We start from the raw sequence: 14,489 nt of genomic DNA, 5'->3' as shown, positions 1-14,489 counted from the left end.
TTCAACTCTTTCTATTATACCTACTTTTTCCCCTTTGTCAAGGACTTTTTTCCTCTTTATCGAAATTCTGAAAAGATTAGGGAAAAGAGCCAGTTAAACTGACTCCCTCTATTTATCTTGCCAATTAGTCGCACGTTCCTCTCCCCACCAGTAAGGAATCAACTCGGCAACTTTGATTGTTTTTCTTGTTTCGTAGTTCATCATGAACTCTGCTTCTTTGTTTTCAGCATTCAATTCTAAGAGAAATTCTCTGCAAGCGCCACAGGGCATACCTGATCCTTCGCCGTAGGGAGGTTTATCTCGAAAGGCGAGGATTTTCTTAACTTTAGTTTGTCCTGAAAATTGATACATATTGAAGAGAGCCGCTCGTTCTGCACAGAGATGAAAAACGCCACAAGTGCCCTCCATACAAAATCCTGTGAAGATCTGACCATCTTCTGCTTCTACCGCAGCAACAACATGGTTAGCATAGACAAAGTCAGAAACTTCATGGGGATTGAATAGGGTTCGCGCTTCTTCATACATCTTTTCCCAGATATCCATCGGTAGCCCTTTTTATTTAGAAATCTCTTTGAGCATGTTATCGATATGCTGGATAGATTTCTCACGACCTAATAGGTAAATCGTATCTGGAAGTTCTGGTCCGTGCATTTCACCTGATACAGCAATACGAATCGGCATGAAGAGGTTTTTCCCTTTAATACCTGTTTCTTTTTGGACTGCTTTGATTTGCGGGAAGATGTTTTCTGTCACAAACTCCTCATCTGTCATCGCTTCAAGTTTCGCTTTGAAAGCTTCTAGAACAACTGGAACAGTTTCTCCCGCCATGACCTCGCGCTCTGCCTCTGTCAACTCTGGGAAGTCTGAGAAGAAAAGGTCTGTCAATGGAACAATTTCGTCAACTGACTTCATTTGTGGTTTGTAGAGTTCTACCAATTTTTCTGCCTTGTCAGTCAAGCGCCCCGCTTCTTCTAGGAATGGTTTTGCCATTTCAAAAATGGTCGCCAAGTCAGCTCTCTTGATGTAATCGTTGCTCATCCAGTCTAGTTTCTTCTGATCAAAGGCAGCTGGTGACTTGCTGAGACGATTTTCATCAAAGAGTTTAATCAATTCCTCACGTGAGAAAATTTCATCTTCGCCACCTGGGTTCCAACCAAGAAGGGCGATAAAGTTAAAGACTGCTTCTGGCAGGTACCCTTTCTTACGGTAGTCTTCAATAAACTGAAGGGTGTTGGTGTCGCGTTTAGACAATTTTTTACCCGTTTCAGAGTTGATGATCAAAGTCATGTGACCGAACTCTGGAGCTTCCCAACCAAGAGCCTCATAAACCATAAGCTGTTTTGGTGTGTTGGCAATGTGGTCATCTCCACGGATAACATGAGAAATTTGCATATCGTGGTCATCAATAACAACAGCAAAGTTGTAAGTTGGGTAACCATCTTTCTTTTGAATTACCCAGTCACCACCGATATTACCACCTTCAAATTCGATATCGCCTTTGACCATGTCATGCCATTTGTAAATACCAGCTTCATTGACGGCTAAGCGAACGGTTGGGATGATACCAGCTGCTTCACGTTCAGCCACATAAGCAGCTTTTTCTTCTTCACTCATGCCAAGATATTCATTGATGTAGCGTGGTGTTTCGCCAGCTGCTTCTTGGCGTTCGCGCTCAGCTGCCAACTCTTCTTCTGTAACGTAAGATTTGTAGGCTTTTCCTTCAGCTAGCAATTGGTCGATGTATTTTTGATAGAGTTCCAAACGTTCTGATTGGCGATAGTTTTCATGAGTTTCTGGGCTTTCATCCCAGTCCATGCCTAACCAACGAAGGTTTTCAAGTTGTGAACGCTCTCCGTCTTCGACATGGCGTTTACGGTCAGTATCTTCGATACGGATGATAAAAGTTCCACCATGATGGCGTGCGTTAAGGTAGTTGAATAATGCTGTACGGGCATTTCCGATGTGTAGTAGTCCTGTTGGACTTGGTGCGTAGCGTACGCGGATATCTTTTGACATAGTTTCTCCTATAAAGTCTCTAGGCGTCTGCCTTTTTGCTTTCTATATTATATCACAAGTCTCGCCTGAGTCCAATGTCTAGAAATAAAGAGAGTAAAAAGAGTGGTCAAGCCACTCTTTTCTTCTATTATAGACGTGCGTTAAGTTCTTTGCTCAATTCTTCAAATCCTGGTTTCCCAAGAAGGGCAAACATGTTGCGTTTGTAGGCTTCAACACCTGGTTGGTCAAATGGGTTGATGGCATTCAAGTAACCTGAAAGGGCGATTGCCAATTCGAAGAAGTAGATCGTGTAGCCAAGAGTAAAGGCATCTTGCTCAGGAAGAGTCACATACATGTTTGGTACATCACCGTCTGTATGGGCAAGAAGAACACCGTCAGTTGCTTTTTTGTTTACAAAGTCAACGTCTTTTCCTTGAAGGTAACCAAGTCCATCAAGGTCTTCTTCCAAAGTAGGGATGATCACGTTCTTACGTGGTTTGTCAACACGGACAACTGTTTCAAACATGATACGAGTTCCTTCTTGGATAAATTGACCAAGTGAGTGCAAGTCTGTCGAGAAGTTAGCTGAAGTTGGGTAAATCCCTTTTTGGTCTTTTCCTTCTGACTCACCAGCCAATTGTTTCCACCATTCTGAGAAGTATTGAAGTGATGGCTCGTAGTTTACCAAGATTTCAGTTGCATAACCTTTACGATAAAGGATGTTACGAACTGCTGCGTATTGGTAAGCTTCATTTTCTGAAAGTTTGTCTGAAGTGTAGTCTTTACGAGCTGCATTCGCACCTTCCATAAGGGCTTTGATGTCTGCACCTGATGCTGCGATTGGAAGCAAACCAACTGCTGTCAATACTGAGAAGCGTCCACCGATGTCATCTGGAACCACGAATGTTTCCCAACCGTTGGCATCTGCTTCAACCTTAACAGCACCTTTTTGGCGGTCAGTTGTTGCATAGATACGTTTGTTGGCTTCTTCTTGTCCGTATTTCTTAACCAAGAGTTCTTTGAAGACACGGAAAGCGATGGCTGGTTCAGTTGTTGTACCTGATTTAGAAATCACGTTTACTGAGAAGTCTTTGTCAGCTACGTACTCTACCAAGTCAGCAAGGTAAGTGGATGAGATTGAGTTTCCAGCGTAAAGGATTTGTGGAGCTTTGCGTTCTTCTTTTGTTTGCAAGTTAGCAAAGTGGTGGTTCAAGAAGTCAATAGCTGCTTTGGCACCAAGGTAAGATCCACCGATACCGATTACAACCAAAACATCGCTGTCTGATTTAATTTGCTCAGCAGCTTTCAAGATGCGGTCGAATTCTTCGCGGTCGTAGTTTTCAGGAAGGTCCAACCAACCCAAAAAGTCGCTACCAGCACCAGTTCCTTTACGAATCATTTGGTCTGCAGCTGTTACTTGTGCTTGCATGTATTCCACTTCATGTGGGGCAACAAATTTGTCTAAAACTTTTGAATAATCAAATTTAATATGTGACATGATAATCCTCCAATATTTCTTCTTTTCTATCATAACGCTTACCTTCGATTTTTTCAAGCTTTTTTATTGAATTTGCCCAATTTTTATCATAATTCAAACGTTTGCGTAAAAACGCTAAAATATTAAAATTCTGAAAGGACGAATAAAAACGGCTAGAGATTCTAACCGTTACAATTCATTTAACAAATACTCAAAGAGTTCTAAATTGCCATCTTCTTCATTGACCAGGAACTCTGGATGCCACTGCAAACCAATGATACGATGCTCGTCGATAGACTCAATCGCTTCCACCGTCTGGTCGCGAGGATCTACAGCCGTCACACGGAAATTAGGTGCTAGGTCTTTAATGCTTTGACGATGGACTGAGTTGACCTGACTTTCTTTACCAAATAACTTAGCCACCACGCTTCCTTCTACTGTTTCAATCGAATGAGAGGTCCCGAAAGGCAGGCCTTGCCAGTGCCCCTCAATTTCTTGGTGGAGAGTGCCACCAAAAGCAACATTGACCAGCTGGACCCCACGACAGATTGCTAAAATGGGCTTGTCCTGACGAAGAGCTTCTTTCAAAAGAGCCAGTTCAAACTCATCACGCACTAGGTTGTAATCATCGCTCTCGATGGTTTTTTTCTCCCCATAAAACTGAGGATGGACATTTTGCCCACCTGTCAAGATGAGTTTGTCGATCATTTCCACATAATCACGCACAACGAACTCATCACCAACAGGAATAACCAAGGGGAGACCGCCGACTTGACGAATGCTCTCTGCAAATTTACAAGATACAGATGAATGAATGTTTTTTCCTTCTGCATCTACAGGACATAGATTTGCAGCAACTCCTACAACCGTTCTAGCCATGATGGGCCTCCTTTCGATTTTCTAACGATAGTCTTATCTTATCATTCAAGCACTCTGCTGTCTAATATGTTTTTTTAAAGACCGCGATAAGTATTTTTTATGGGCAAGAAAAAGTTGCCCAATGAGGACAACTTCTTTTTTATTCGAAGACAAATTGATTGTGATACAGTTCTGAGTAGAAACCGCCGAGTTTGAGCAACTCGTGATGATTTCCACGTTCAATGACCTCTCCATCTTTGAGGACAATAATCTGATCGGCATTGAGGATGGTCTTCAAACGATGGGCAATGACAAAACTGGTTCGACCTGCTACTACTGCTTCCATAGCATGTTGAATCTTGCTTTCTGTTACGGTATCGACATTGGAAGTCGCTTCATCTAAGATTAGGACTTGAGGATCTGTCATCAATGTCCGAGCGATGGAAATCAATTGTTTCTGCCCAGTCGAGAAGATATTTTGCTCATCATCAATAAGGGTATCATACTTGTCAGGCAAGCTTTCGATATAGTCATGAATATGAGTTGCCTTGGCAGCTGCTTCGACCATTTCCTGACTGGCATCTGGCACACCAAAGCGGATATTGTCTCGGATTGTTCCACTAAATAAGACCGAATCCTGCAAGACAATCCCGACCTTGCTCCGCAGGCTATCCAAGTCGTAGTCACGAATGTCTTTCCCATCAAATGAAATGCTACCTGCATCCACATCGTAGAAACGATTGATGAGGTTCATGATGGTCGTTTTCCCCGAACCAGTCGGACCGACAACTGCTACCATCTGCCCCTTAGGAGCTGAAATGCTGACATCTTTTAAAATCGGCTTGTCTGGCACATAGGAGAAATCAATATGGCTGATTTCAACACCTTCTCGCAATTCCTTAAAGGCAGACGCATTTTGCGGACGGATCTCTTCTTCTGCATCGAACATTTCTTGGATACGATCCGCCCCAGTAAAGGCCAACTGGAGGCTACCCCAACTCGCAGCAACCTGGATAATGGGCTGGTAGTACTGCTGAGAAAATTGGGTAAACATGACGATCAAACCTAAGGCTGTCGTTGTTTCAATACTCGGATCGTTCAGCAAGACCGCAGAACCTGCAAAAATGACGATGGCCGTATTGACCAAGCTCATCCCATTCATAACTGGAAAGAGGATCCCTGAGAACATTCTCCCTTTAAAAGTTGCCTTGCGCACGCGCTCATTTTGCTCCACAAAGCCTGCTACGATGTCGTCTTGAATTCCTTGTACGATAACAGCTTTCTGTCCAGAAATACTCTCGTCCATGTAGGCGTTGAGTTTCCCAACCTCTTTTTGCTGGAGATTGGTGTACTTGCGAGCCATTTTCACGATGAAGACCAACATGAGAAAGGCCACTGGAGTACTGGCTACTGTTATCAGGGCTAGCGTCACATTTCTTGAAAACATGACAAAAATCAAACCGATGTAAAGAGCAATATTGCTCATAACCTGAACTAGGCTTTCATTGAAGGCTTGAAGAATGTTATCCAAGTCACTAGTGAAGCGAGAAAGGATATCCCCATCCTGATGGCGGTCAAAGAAAGAAACCGTCAAACGGGAAAGTTTACCAAAAAGGCCCTTACGCATCTCATTTGTCGACTCGGCAATCACACGGGTCATCAAGGTCATGTAAATCAAGCTAGACACCACCAAGACAAGGACAACCAGAGCTAGATTCAGCATCAGAGCTGACAAACTTTGCCAGGCTAGTTCTGAAGTCCCATTTTGATAAGCCAAAACCAGATTAGCGAGCTCCGTAACTGCTTGGCCTGAAAAAACAGGAAAGAGGGCTTGGGCAATTGTCGCCACCGCAACCATCAAAATCACAATGACAAAGGAGAGCTTGTAAACTTTAAAATAATTCCAGAAAAATCGAACGGTTTTCATTTTATTCCTCCTTTCCCTTTTGTGTTTCGTAGATTTCGCGGTAGACGGCATTGCTAGCTACCAAGTCTGCATGCCGTCCTTCTCCAATCAAACGTCCTTGATCCAATACCAAAATCTTGTCTGCATGGACGACTGAACTGATCTTTTGAGCAATGATAATGGTTGTTGTCCCTTTCAGATCTTTATTTAAAGCTTCCTGTACGAGTCTTTCTGACTTAGCATCCAATGCCGAAGTCGAATCGTCAAAAATCAGGATACGGGGATTGCTGACAATCCCACGGGCAATGGACATCCGTTGCTTTTGTCCACCAGAAAAGTTGGTGCCACGTTCTTCGACCTGACTCTCAAATTTGTTTTCCATGCGTCCGATAAATTCACTGGCTTGGGCAATCCGTGCTGCACGTTCCATTTCTGACACGCTGGCATTTCCTTTTCCTTGACGGAGGTTGTCTGCAATGGTCCCGCTAAAGAGAATAGCACGTTGCAAGACAATGGAAACTGTTTTACGCAAAGTTCCTTCGCTGACATCTCGAATATCCTTGCCACCAATCTTGATAGATCCCTCCTGTGGATCAAACAGTCGTGGAATTAACTGAGCTAGGGTGGATTTCCCTGCTCCAGTAGCCCCAACCACACCGACCATCTGACCAGGCGCAACATCAAAGGTTACATTCTTCAACATAGGCTCATCGTCATTAGGATAGGTGAAGGTTACATTTTCAAAAGAGAGACTTCCTTCTAACTCTTCATCTGGGAGATCTTTAAAGGTCATCGCTGGCTCGGTATCTAGAATCTCGCGGATACGACGCAAGGAAATCATGGCACGACTGACAGAATTTCCTAAAAATCCAACCATGATAATGGTAAAGATAATCTGGCTAAGATAGTTGACAAAGGAAGCAATCGAGCCCACAACAGACGGATCTGACTGCACCATGCCTGCCACCAACCAGATAGAGAGAAAGACTGCCCCATAGCCGACTAGCATCATGAAGGGTTCTACTACCGAGAAGGCGTAGCCGATATAGAGATTTTGACCGAGAAGCTCGTCTGAGACTTCGGTAAACTTGGCAAACTGCTCTTTCTCCTGCACAAAGGATTTGACTACACGCACACCACGTAGATTTTCTTTGGCGATAGCATTTATCCGCTCAAGAAGGGTTTGAAACTTAGCAAATCGTGGCCCCATCATCCCCATCATAATAGCAGTTAGTGCAAAGATTAGGAGCACCATGAGGACAATCACCCACCAAAGTGATGGAAGAGTGTGAACCGCCAAGATAAAGGAACCGATAAAGAGAAGAGGGAGACGGAAGAGGATTTGAAAAGCCATCATCACCACGTTCTGAATTTGGTTGATATCATTGGTCATTCGGACGACAAGGTTGCCGGCATTAAACTGCTCGATATTGGCATAAGAAAAAGTCTGAATCTTGCGAAAAGCATCTTCCCGAAGGTCCGAAGACACTCCTTGAGCAATATAGGCTGCAAGCGTTACATTGACCCCACCTGCAACCAGACCGACTAGGGCTACCCCTATCAACCAAGCGCCAATACTATAAATAGCCTCATTTTGTCCGGCCAACAAAGCCTCTAACACCTCTTGCAAATAGCGCGGTTGCAAGAGCGAACTCGCAACCATCAAGCCTGTCATCATTAGGGATGCCAAGGCTTGCCATTTATAGGTTTTTATTTTTTTAATGAGCATATTTCCTCCTAATAAAATAGATAAAGGGAGCGACATCCTGCGTCAGCTCCTTCTCATTCGTTCATATTGATGTTATTCTAGCAAAAAAGAGGCATCTTGTCAAAGAAGTCTCCTTGTTATAAATTAGTGCGCTTTCATCTACAGGTGATGCATGAAAAGGCTTTTTATGGTAAAATGAAAGGAAGAACTCTTACAAGGAGGAAAAGATGAAGAAACAAACCATCGCTGTCTTGGGTCCTGGTTCTTGGGGGACTGCCCTTTCGCAGGTCCTAAACGACAATGAACACGAAGTTCGAATTTGGGGAAATATTTCTGACCAAATTGATGAAATCAATAACCAACATACAAACAAACGCTACTTCAAAGATATCCTACTCGACGAAAAGATCAAAGCCTATCATGACTTGGAAGAAACACTAAAGGATGTGGATGCTGTTTTATTTGTAGTCCCAACAAAAGTAACAAGACTGGTTGCCCAACAAGTAGCAAAGGTGCTTGATCACAAGGTTGTCATCATGCATGCCTCCAAAGGCTTGGAACCAGATAGCCACAAACGCCTATCGACTATTCTTGAAGAGGAAATCCCAGCTGACCTTCGTAGTGAAGTCGTTGTTGTTTCAGGACCTAGCCATGCTGAGGAAACGATTGTACGCGATATTACCTTGATTACCGCAGCCTCTAAAGACCTCGAAACTGCCCAGTACGTCCAAAATCTCTTTAGCAATCACTACTTCCGCCTCTATACCAATACGGATGTTATTGGTGTTGAAACCGCTGGTGCTCTCAAAAACATCATTGCAGTTGGCGCTGGGGCATTACATGGTCTAGGATTTGGCGACAATGCCAAGGCAGCCATCATCGCCCGTGGCTTGGCAGAAATCACCCGTCTAGGTGTCGCTCTTGGAGCTAATCCTCTGACTTATAGCGGTCTTTCTGGAGTTGGTGATTTGATCGTAACGGGGACATCTGTCCACTCTCGTAACTGGAGGGCAGGTGACGCTCTCGGTCGTGGAGAATCCCTCGAAGACATCGAAGCCAACATGGGCATGGTCATTGAAGGAATTTCAACGACTCGAGCAGCTTACGAACTGGCTCAGGAATTGGGTGTCTACATGCCAATCACACAGGCCATCTACCGAGTTATCTATGAAGGTGTCAATATCAAAGAAGCAATCACTGACATCATGAGCAATGAATTTAAAGCAGAAAACGAATGGTCGTAGACCCTTATAGAAAGGAACATCATGAAACAAAAAGTCAGAAAAGCAGTCATCCCAGCCGCTGGATTGGGAACTCGCTTCCTCCCAGCAACTAAGGCCTTGGCCAAGGAAATGTTGCCAATCGTAGACAAACCTACTATCCAGTTTATCGTTGAAGAAGCTCTCAAATCTGGAATCGAAGATATCTTGGTTGTTACAGGTAAGTCAAAACGTTCCATCGAGGACCACTTCGACTCAAACTTTGAATTGGAATATAACCTCAAAGAAAAAGGAAAAACAGATCTTTTGAAGCTAGTTGATGAAACAACTGGCATGCGCCTGCATTTTATCCGCCAAACGCATCCACGTGGTCTCGGCGATGCTGTTTTGCAAGCCAAGGCTTTCGTTGGAAATGAACCTTTTGTCGTTATGCTTGGTGATGACTTGATGGATATCACAGACGAAAAGGCTGTTCCACTTACCAAACAACTCATGGATGACTACGAGCGTACCCACGCGTCTACTATCGCTGTCATGCCAGTCCCTCACGACGAAGTATCTGCCTATGGGGTTATTGCTCCACAAGGCGAAGGAAAAGACGGTCTTTATAGCGTTGAAACCTTCGTTGAAAAACCAGCGCCAGAGGACGCTCCTAGCGACCTTGCTATTATCGGACGCTACCTCCTCACGCCTGAAATTTTCCAAATCCTCGAAAATCAAGCTCCAGGTGCAGGAAATGAAATTCAGCTGACAGATGCAATCGACACCCTCAATAAAACACAACGTGTATTTGCTCGTGAGTTCAAGGGGGCTCGTTACGATGTTGGAGACAAGTTTGGCTTTATGAAAACATCCATCGACTACGCTCTCAAACACCCACAAGTCAAAAACGACTTGAAAGACTATCTCATCCAACTCGGAAAAGAGTTAGCTGAAGGAGAATAGAAGAAAAATAAAGCTCTTAAATAAGGGCTTTGTTGTTTTGTTGAAGCTTGCAATAAAAAAGCCATCTTTACAGATGACTTATTAGCAACTGAATCGGTACTCGATTTTTCAAGTTGTGCACGGACAAAGCCTTATTTTAACTTGCTGTGTTGTTTCGAATGGTTCCAATCTACATAAAAAGCTACTCATTTTTTGAGTAGCTTTTAACTATTCCCCCTTACACATAACTCATTCCTTTGTAGAAAAGGAAAACGGCTAGTGCGATAAAAAGTACAGTTACTCCGATTCGCTGGCTGGTACTATACATCTTTCTCTCCCATTTAACTGGAAAGATGACTGCTAGAAAGGCACCACCTACTGCGCCTCCAATATGCCCCGCTAGGCTGATTCCTGGAATCAGAATACTTCCAATGATATTTATCACGAAAAGCGTCAGGTAGGATTGCCCTAACTGCTGGATATAGGGGCTGCGAGTTGCGTAGCGCAAGACGATAATCGCAGCAAATAATCCATAGAGAGAAGTGGAGGCACCTGCTGCTAGGACTTTCGGTGTGAAAGCAAAAACAAAGAGATTGCCCATCATTCCTGATAAGAGATAAAGAAGGAAAAATTGCTTAGAGCCGAAAATCTCCTCCACCTGTTGTCCAAGAAAGTAGAGTGAAATCATATTGACAATGAAATGTTCCCAACCGATATGCACAAATATAGCCGAAAAAAGGCGCCAGAACTGCTCTGGGAACAGGCGAATGATCGGTCCATACATAGCTCCAAACTGAAACAGAGTTTTGACTTGATCAAAGTTGATAGCCGTAGTAATCAGCATCAGTAGAAATACAAAGCCAGTCACTAGGAGAAAAAAACTAGTCACAGAGTAGCGTTTATCAAAGATTTCCTTCATAGGTTAGCACCTCCTGAACGGGAATATCATGGTCTTCCGAGTTAAACTCCTGAACCTGACAAGGGTAAATTGTACTCAGGCTTTGCCCAGTAAAATGTTCCAGATAGCGGTCATAATAACCTCCACCATAGCCAATCCGATATCCCTCTGTTGTAAAAGCCAAGCCCGGAACATGAATCAAATCAATCTGAGACGGTTCCACCACTTCCAAGTCCCCTTGGGGCTCCAGTAAACCAAAGGAAGTTTTTACCAACTGCTGTGGATGATAGACTACAAAGTCCATCCGTCTCTTGGGATAGGTTTTGGGTATCAGAACCTTCTTGCCGTCCTTCAGCGCCTGCTCGATCAATTCTTGCGTTTGAAATTCATGCGGAAAGGAGAGATAGGTTGCGATGGTCTTGGCTTCTTGGTAAAAGGGGTGACGTAAGAAACGCTCGGTTAAAGCTCGATCCATAGCCTGTTTTTGTTCCTGAGATAAAGCCTTCATTTCGTGTAAGACTTGCTTGCGTAATTTCGATTTCATAGATAAACCCTCTACTCTGCTGCCTTCTTTTTAAGAAAGCTAGAGACCGTATCCACTCCAATAGCTAAGGCTTCTTCCTTGGGGCTCATCTGAGGATGGTGCAGGGCGTAGGGACTATCGATACCTAACCAGAACATAACACCATCTACCTTCGAAAGGAGATAACCAAAGTCCTCACCAGTCATAGCTGGCGCGATATCAATCAACTCGATTCCGTCTTTCTCTTCAAAAAAGTCCATCAGTTCACGCGCCAAGGCTGGATTGTTCTCCACAGGTAGGTAACCTCCTTGCTTGAGTTCCACTTCGACTTCCATATCAAAGGCTGCTGCAACACCTTCTGCGACTGTCTTGACTCTCTTTTGTACCAAGAGGCTCATGTCTTGAGTCAAGGCGCGAATGGTTCCGTGTAAAAATGCTGTGTCTGTAATGACATTGTTGGTTGTTCCAGCTTGGAAAACACCAAAGGTCACCACCGCTCCCTCGATGGGATTGACATTGCGGCTGACAACTGACTGTACTTGGGTCACAAAGTAACTAGCAGCCACCAAGGCGTCATTGGCTTCATGCGGAAAAGCTGCGTGTCCTCCTTTTCCTTTGAAACGAATCTTCACCTCACAGGTCCCAGCAAAGAGAGTGTGTGTATTGGTCGCAATCTGTCCAACCTTCTGATCTGGACGGACATGGAGGCCATAAAATTGGTCTGGCAACCAGTCCCCAAAAGCACCGTCCTCATACATAAGCATCCCACCAGCTTCATTTTCTTCAGCAGGCTGAAATAGGAAGAGCAGATTATTCTTGGGTTGCTCCACAAGGGCGCGCTCAAGACAGCCTAAGGCAATGGTCATATGAAAATCATGGCCACAGGCATGCATGCGACCTTGGTGTTGAGAAGCAAAAGGTAAACCTGTTTGTTCGACAATAGGCAGACCATCAATGTCTGTTCGCCAACCAATGGTTCGTTCCGGCTGACTTCCCTGCAGGTAGACCAAAATTCCTGTCCGCCAAGTACGAACTTGAACAAAGTCCTTGCCCGCAGTCAATTTCTCAATCACATCCAGCAAATAAGCCTGAGTCTCGAACTCCTCCAAGCCAATCTCTGGAATCTGGTGTAAATCTCGTCTAGTCTGAATCAAATCTAACATCTATCGATCCTCCTTTTGATAGAAGAAAGAGGCTGGAAAAAGGGTTCCGCCTCTTTTTTACTTTTACAATTACAAGGTACGAAGCGCATCCTCTAGCGCTGTTTTTTGTTGGGTTTGGGCATCAATCTCTTTGATGATACGAGCTGGAACACCTGCTACTACCACATTTTCTGGAACATCTTGGGTAACAATAGCTCCTGCTGCAACAACTGAACCACTGCCGATTTGCACTCCTTCGATAACCACTGCATTGGCACCGATAAGAACATTGTCTCCGACACGGACTGGTTCAGCGCTAGCTGGCTCAATCACACCCGCCAAAACTGCACCTGCACCAACGTGGCTGTTTTTCCCAACGATGGCGCGGCCACCAAGGATGGCACCCATGTCAATCATGGTTCCAGCACCGATTTCAGCACCGATATTGATAACAGCTCCCATCATGATAACAGCATTGTCACCAATTTCCACCTGGTCACGGATAATAGCACCTGGCTCGATACGAGCGTTAATAGAACGTTTATCTAACAAAGGAACTGCAGAATTACGAGCATCTTGCTCGACAACATAATCTTGATTTTCTACTAAACCATCGAGAAGCGGAGCCACATCCTTCCAGTCTCCGAATAGGACATTTCCTAGTTTGACAACAGAGCTAGGCACAGCAGTTGCGAGTTGTCCTTCAAAGGTTACTTTAACACTTGTTTTCTTTTCAGCATTGGCGATAAATTGGATAATTTCTTGAGCATTCATTTTTGTAGCAGTCATAGGTGCCTCCTGGTTCGTTATAATGATACCTATTCTACCAAAAAAGGCTTCAAATTTGAAGCCTCAACTATCAAATAATCATCTTTACCTGGCTTGTTTTGCTTCTTCTACAGATAAGAAAATCATCGGAACGATAATCAACACCATAGCCAAGGCCAAAAAACCATCCATAACCAATCCCAGAAAAAGAACACTTAATAAAGCTGAAGAGAGCGGTTCGCTAGCACTCACCACCGATACAACCAGCGGGGAAACGAGGGACACGGCCTTCATAGATAGGAAGAAGGCAAAAGCGGTACCAAACACGGCAATCGTCAGACAAATCAGCACACTTACCAGGTCCACTTGAAAACTTATCCGATAAATAGGGTAAAGGAAATTACTAAAGAGTCCTGCCAGAATCATCCCCCAACCAACAGTTGGAACGAAACCGTAGCGCCGTGCAAAGCGTTGGGGCAGGATAACATTAAACATGACCCCTACTGCACTAAGCAAACCTGTCACTAGAGCCAAAGGTGTCATGGACAACTGGGACAAGTCCCCTTTTGTAGCCATCAAAAAAACACCTAGCATGGCAATCAAAACATAGAACACAGCTGTAATCGAAGCCTTCTTCTGGTAAACGATTCTATTGTAAAACAGGATAAAAACTGGGCTGATAAATTGCAAAATGGTTGCCGTCGTCGCATTGGAATACTCAACGCAGAGATAGAAGAAAAACTGCACAGAAAAAATACCTAGAATAGCATAGGCTAAAAAAGGTAGATAATTTTTCTTATCACGCCAGATGTCCAACAAGCGGCTACACAACTGAAAGGCAGATAGACCTAAAACCAAACTCCCCGCCACTAGTAAACGCATAGAAGTAATCCATCCAGAAGACACTGGATAATGAGTGAAAAAATACTCTCCTAAAATCCCACAAATCCCCCAGATTAGGCCTGAGAGTAGCGAGTATACTGTTCCCTTAACAATCTTTTTCTGATAATGATTCATATTATTATTGTAACACGAAACCAACAAAGAAAAAAGTAGCAACAAGGAGAAAT

At 44.0% G+C, this 14,489-nt stretch carries 13 protein-coding genes; 2 read left to right on the top strand and 11 right to left on the bottom strand.

Annotated elements, in window-relative coordinates:
* Positions 1-108: 108 nt before the first annotated feature.
* The 6 genes from MK385_RS08420 to MK385_RS08395 all read right to left on the bottom strand — a co-directional run bounded on the left by MK385_RS08420 (position 109) and on the right by MK385_RS08395 (position 7,965).
* Positions 109-543, bottom strand: coding sequence for a cytidine deaminase family protein (locus tag MK385_RS08420; RefSeq protein WP_268725811.1), 435 nt, complete (start codon positions 541-543; stop codon positions 109-111).
* A gap of 12 nt (positions 544-555) precedes the next feature.
* Entirely contained in the window at positions 556-2,016 is a 1,461-nt protein-coding gene (gene gltX / locus MK385_RS08415; protein ID WP_268725810.1) for a glutamate--tRNA ligase, read from the bottom strand.
* Between the two features lie 127 nt (positions 2,017-2,143).
* On the bottom strand, positions 2,144-3,493 hold the full coding sequence (locus MK385_RS08410; RefSeq protein WP_125414623.1) for a glucose-6-phosphate isomerase: 1,350 nt from the start codon (positions 3,491-3,493) through the stop codon (positions 2,144-2,146).
* Between the two features lie 168 nt (positions 3,494-3,661).
* Positions 3,662-4,351: a gamma-glutamyl-gamma-aminobutyrate hydrolase family protein gene (locus MK385_RS08405; RefSeq protein ID WP_268725809.1), complete on the bottom strand. Its 690-nt coding sequence runs from the start codon at positions 4,349-4,351 to the stop codon at positions 3,662-3,664.
* A 139-nt stretch (positions 4,352-4,490) separates the two neighbouring features.
* Positions 4,491-6,257: an ABC transporter ATP-binding protein gene (locus tag MK385_RS08400; RefSeq protein WP_268725808.1), complete on the bottom strand. Its 1,767-nt coding sequence runs from the start codon at positions 6,255-6,257 to the stop codon at positions 4,491-4,493.
* A gap of 1 nt (position 6,258) precedes the next feature.
* On the bottom strand, positions 6,259-7,965 hold the full coding sequence (locus MK385_RS08395; protein WP_268725807.1) for an ABC transporter ATP-binding protein: 1,707 nt from the start codon (positions 7,963-7,965) through the stop codon (positions 6,259-6,261).
* 206 nt (positions 7,966-8,171) lie between these two features.
* Between MK385_RS08395 and MK385_RS08390 the strand changes: the two genes are divergently transcribed.
* A complete protein-coding gene (locus MK385_RS08390) occupies positions 8,172-9,188 on the top strand; it encodes an NAD(P)H-dependent glycerol-3-phosphate dehydrogenase (protein ID WP_268725806.1) in 1,017 nt (338 codons plus the stop codon).
* Positions 9,189-9,209: 21 nt separating this feature from the next.
* A complete protein-coding gene (galU, locus tag MK385_RS08385; protein WP_049549712.1) occupies positions 9,210-10,109 on the top strand; it encodes a UTP--glucose-1-phosphate uridylyltransferase GalU in 900 nt (299 codons plus the stop codon).
* A gap of 217 nt (positions 10,110-10,326) precedes the next feature.
* Here the strand turns inward: galU and MK385_RS08380 are convergent, their stop codons facing one another.
* From MK385_RS08380 to MK385_RS08360, 5 genes are all read right to left on the bottom strand, one after another.
* Positions 10,327-11,007 (bottom strand): rhomboid family intramembrane serine protease, encoded by a 681-nt coding sequence (locus MK385_RS08380; protein WP_268725805.1) that lies wholly within the window; start codon positions 11,005-11,007, stop codon positions 10,327-10,329.
* The gene (locus tag MK385_RS08375; RefSeq protein WP_268725804.1) at positions 10,991-11,530 is read right to left on the bottom strand and encodes a 5-formyltetrahydrofolate cyclo-ligase; all 540 of its coding nucleotides are present in this window, start codon (positions 11,528-11,530) and stop codon (positions 10,991-10,993) included. Before MK385_RS08375 ends, MK385_RS08380 begins: the two co-directional genes overlap by 17 nt.
* An 11-nt stretch (positions 11,531-11,541) precedes the next feature.
* Positions 11,542-12,672 carry an N-acetyldiaminopimelate deacetylase gene (locus MK385_RS08370; protein WP_268725803.1) on the bottom strand — a complete coding sequence of 377 codons (1,131 nt, stop codon included), beginning with the start codon at positions 12,670-12,672 and terminating at the stop codon, positions 11,542-11,544.
* A 69-nt stretch (positions 12,673-12,741) separates the two neighbouring features.
* Complete coding sequence (dapD, locus tag MK385_RS08365; RefSeq protein ID WP_125414610.1) at positions 12,742-13,440, bottom strand: 2,3,4,5-tetrahydropyridine-2,6-dicarboxylate N-acetyltransferase; 699 nt, start codon at positions 13,438-13,440, stop codon at positions 12,742-12,744.
* Positions 13,441-13,524: 84 nt separating this feature from the next.
* Positions 13,525-14,436, bottom strand: coding sequence for a DMT family transporter (locus MK385_RS08360; protein WP_268725802.1), 912 nt, complete (start codon positions 14,434-14,436; stop codon positions 13,525-13,527).
* Between the last annotated feature and the right edge of the window lie 53 nt (positions 14,437-14,489).

This window comes from Streptococcus oralis, from assembly GCF_026782125.1.
GTDB classification, from domain to species: Bacteria; Bacillota; Bacilli; order Lactobacillales; family Streptococcaceae; genus Streptococcus; species Streptococcus oralis_CE.
Note: the sequence above shows the minus strand (reverse complement) of the source record. Positions and strands in the feature narration are given on the sequence as shown.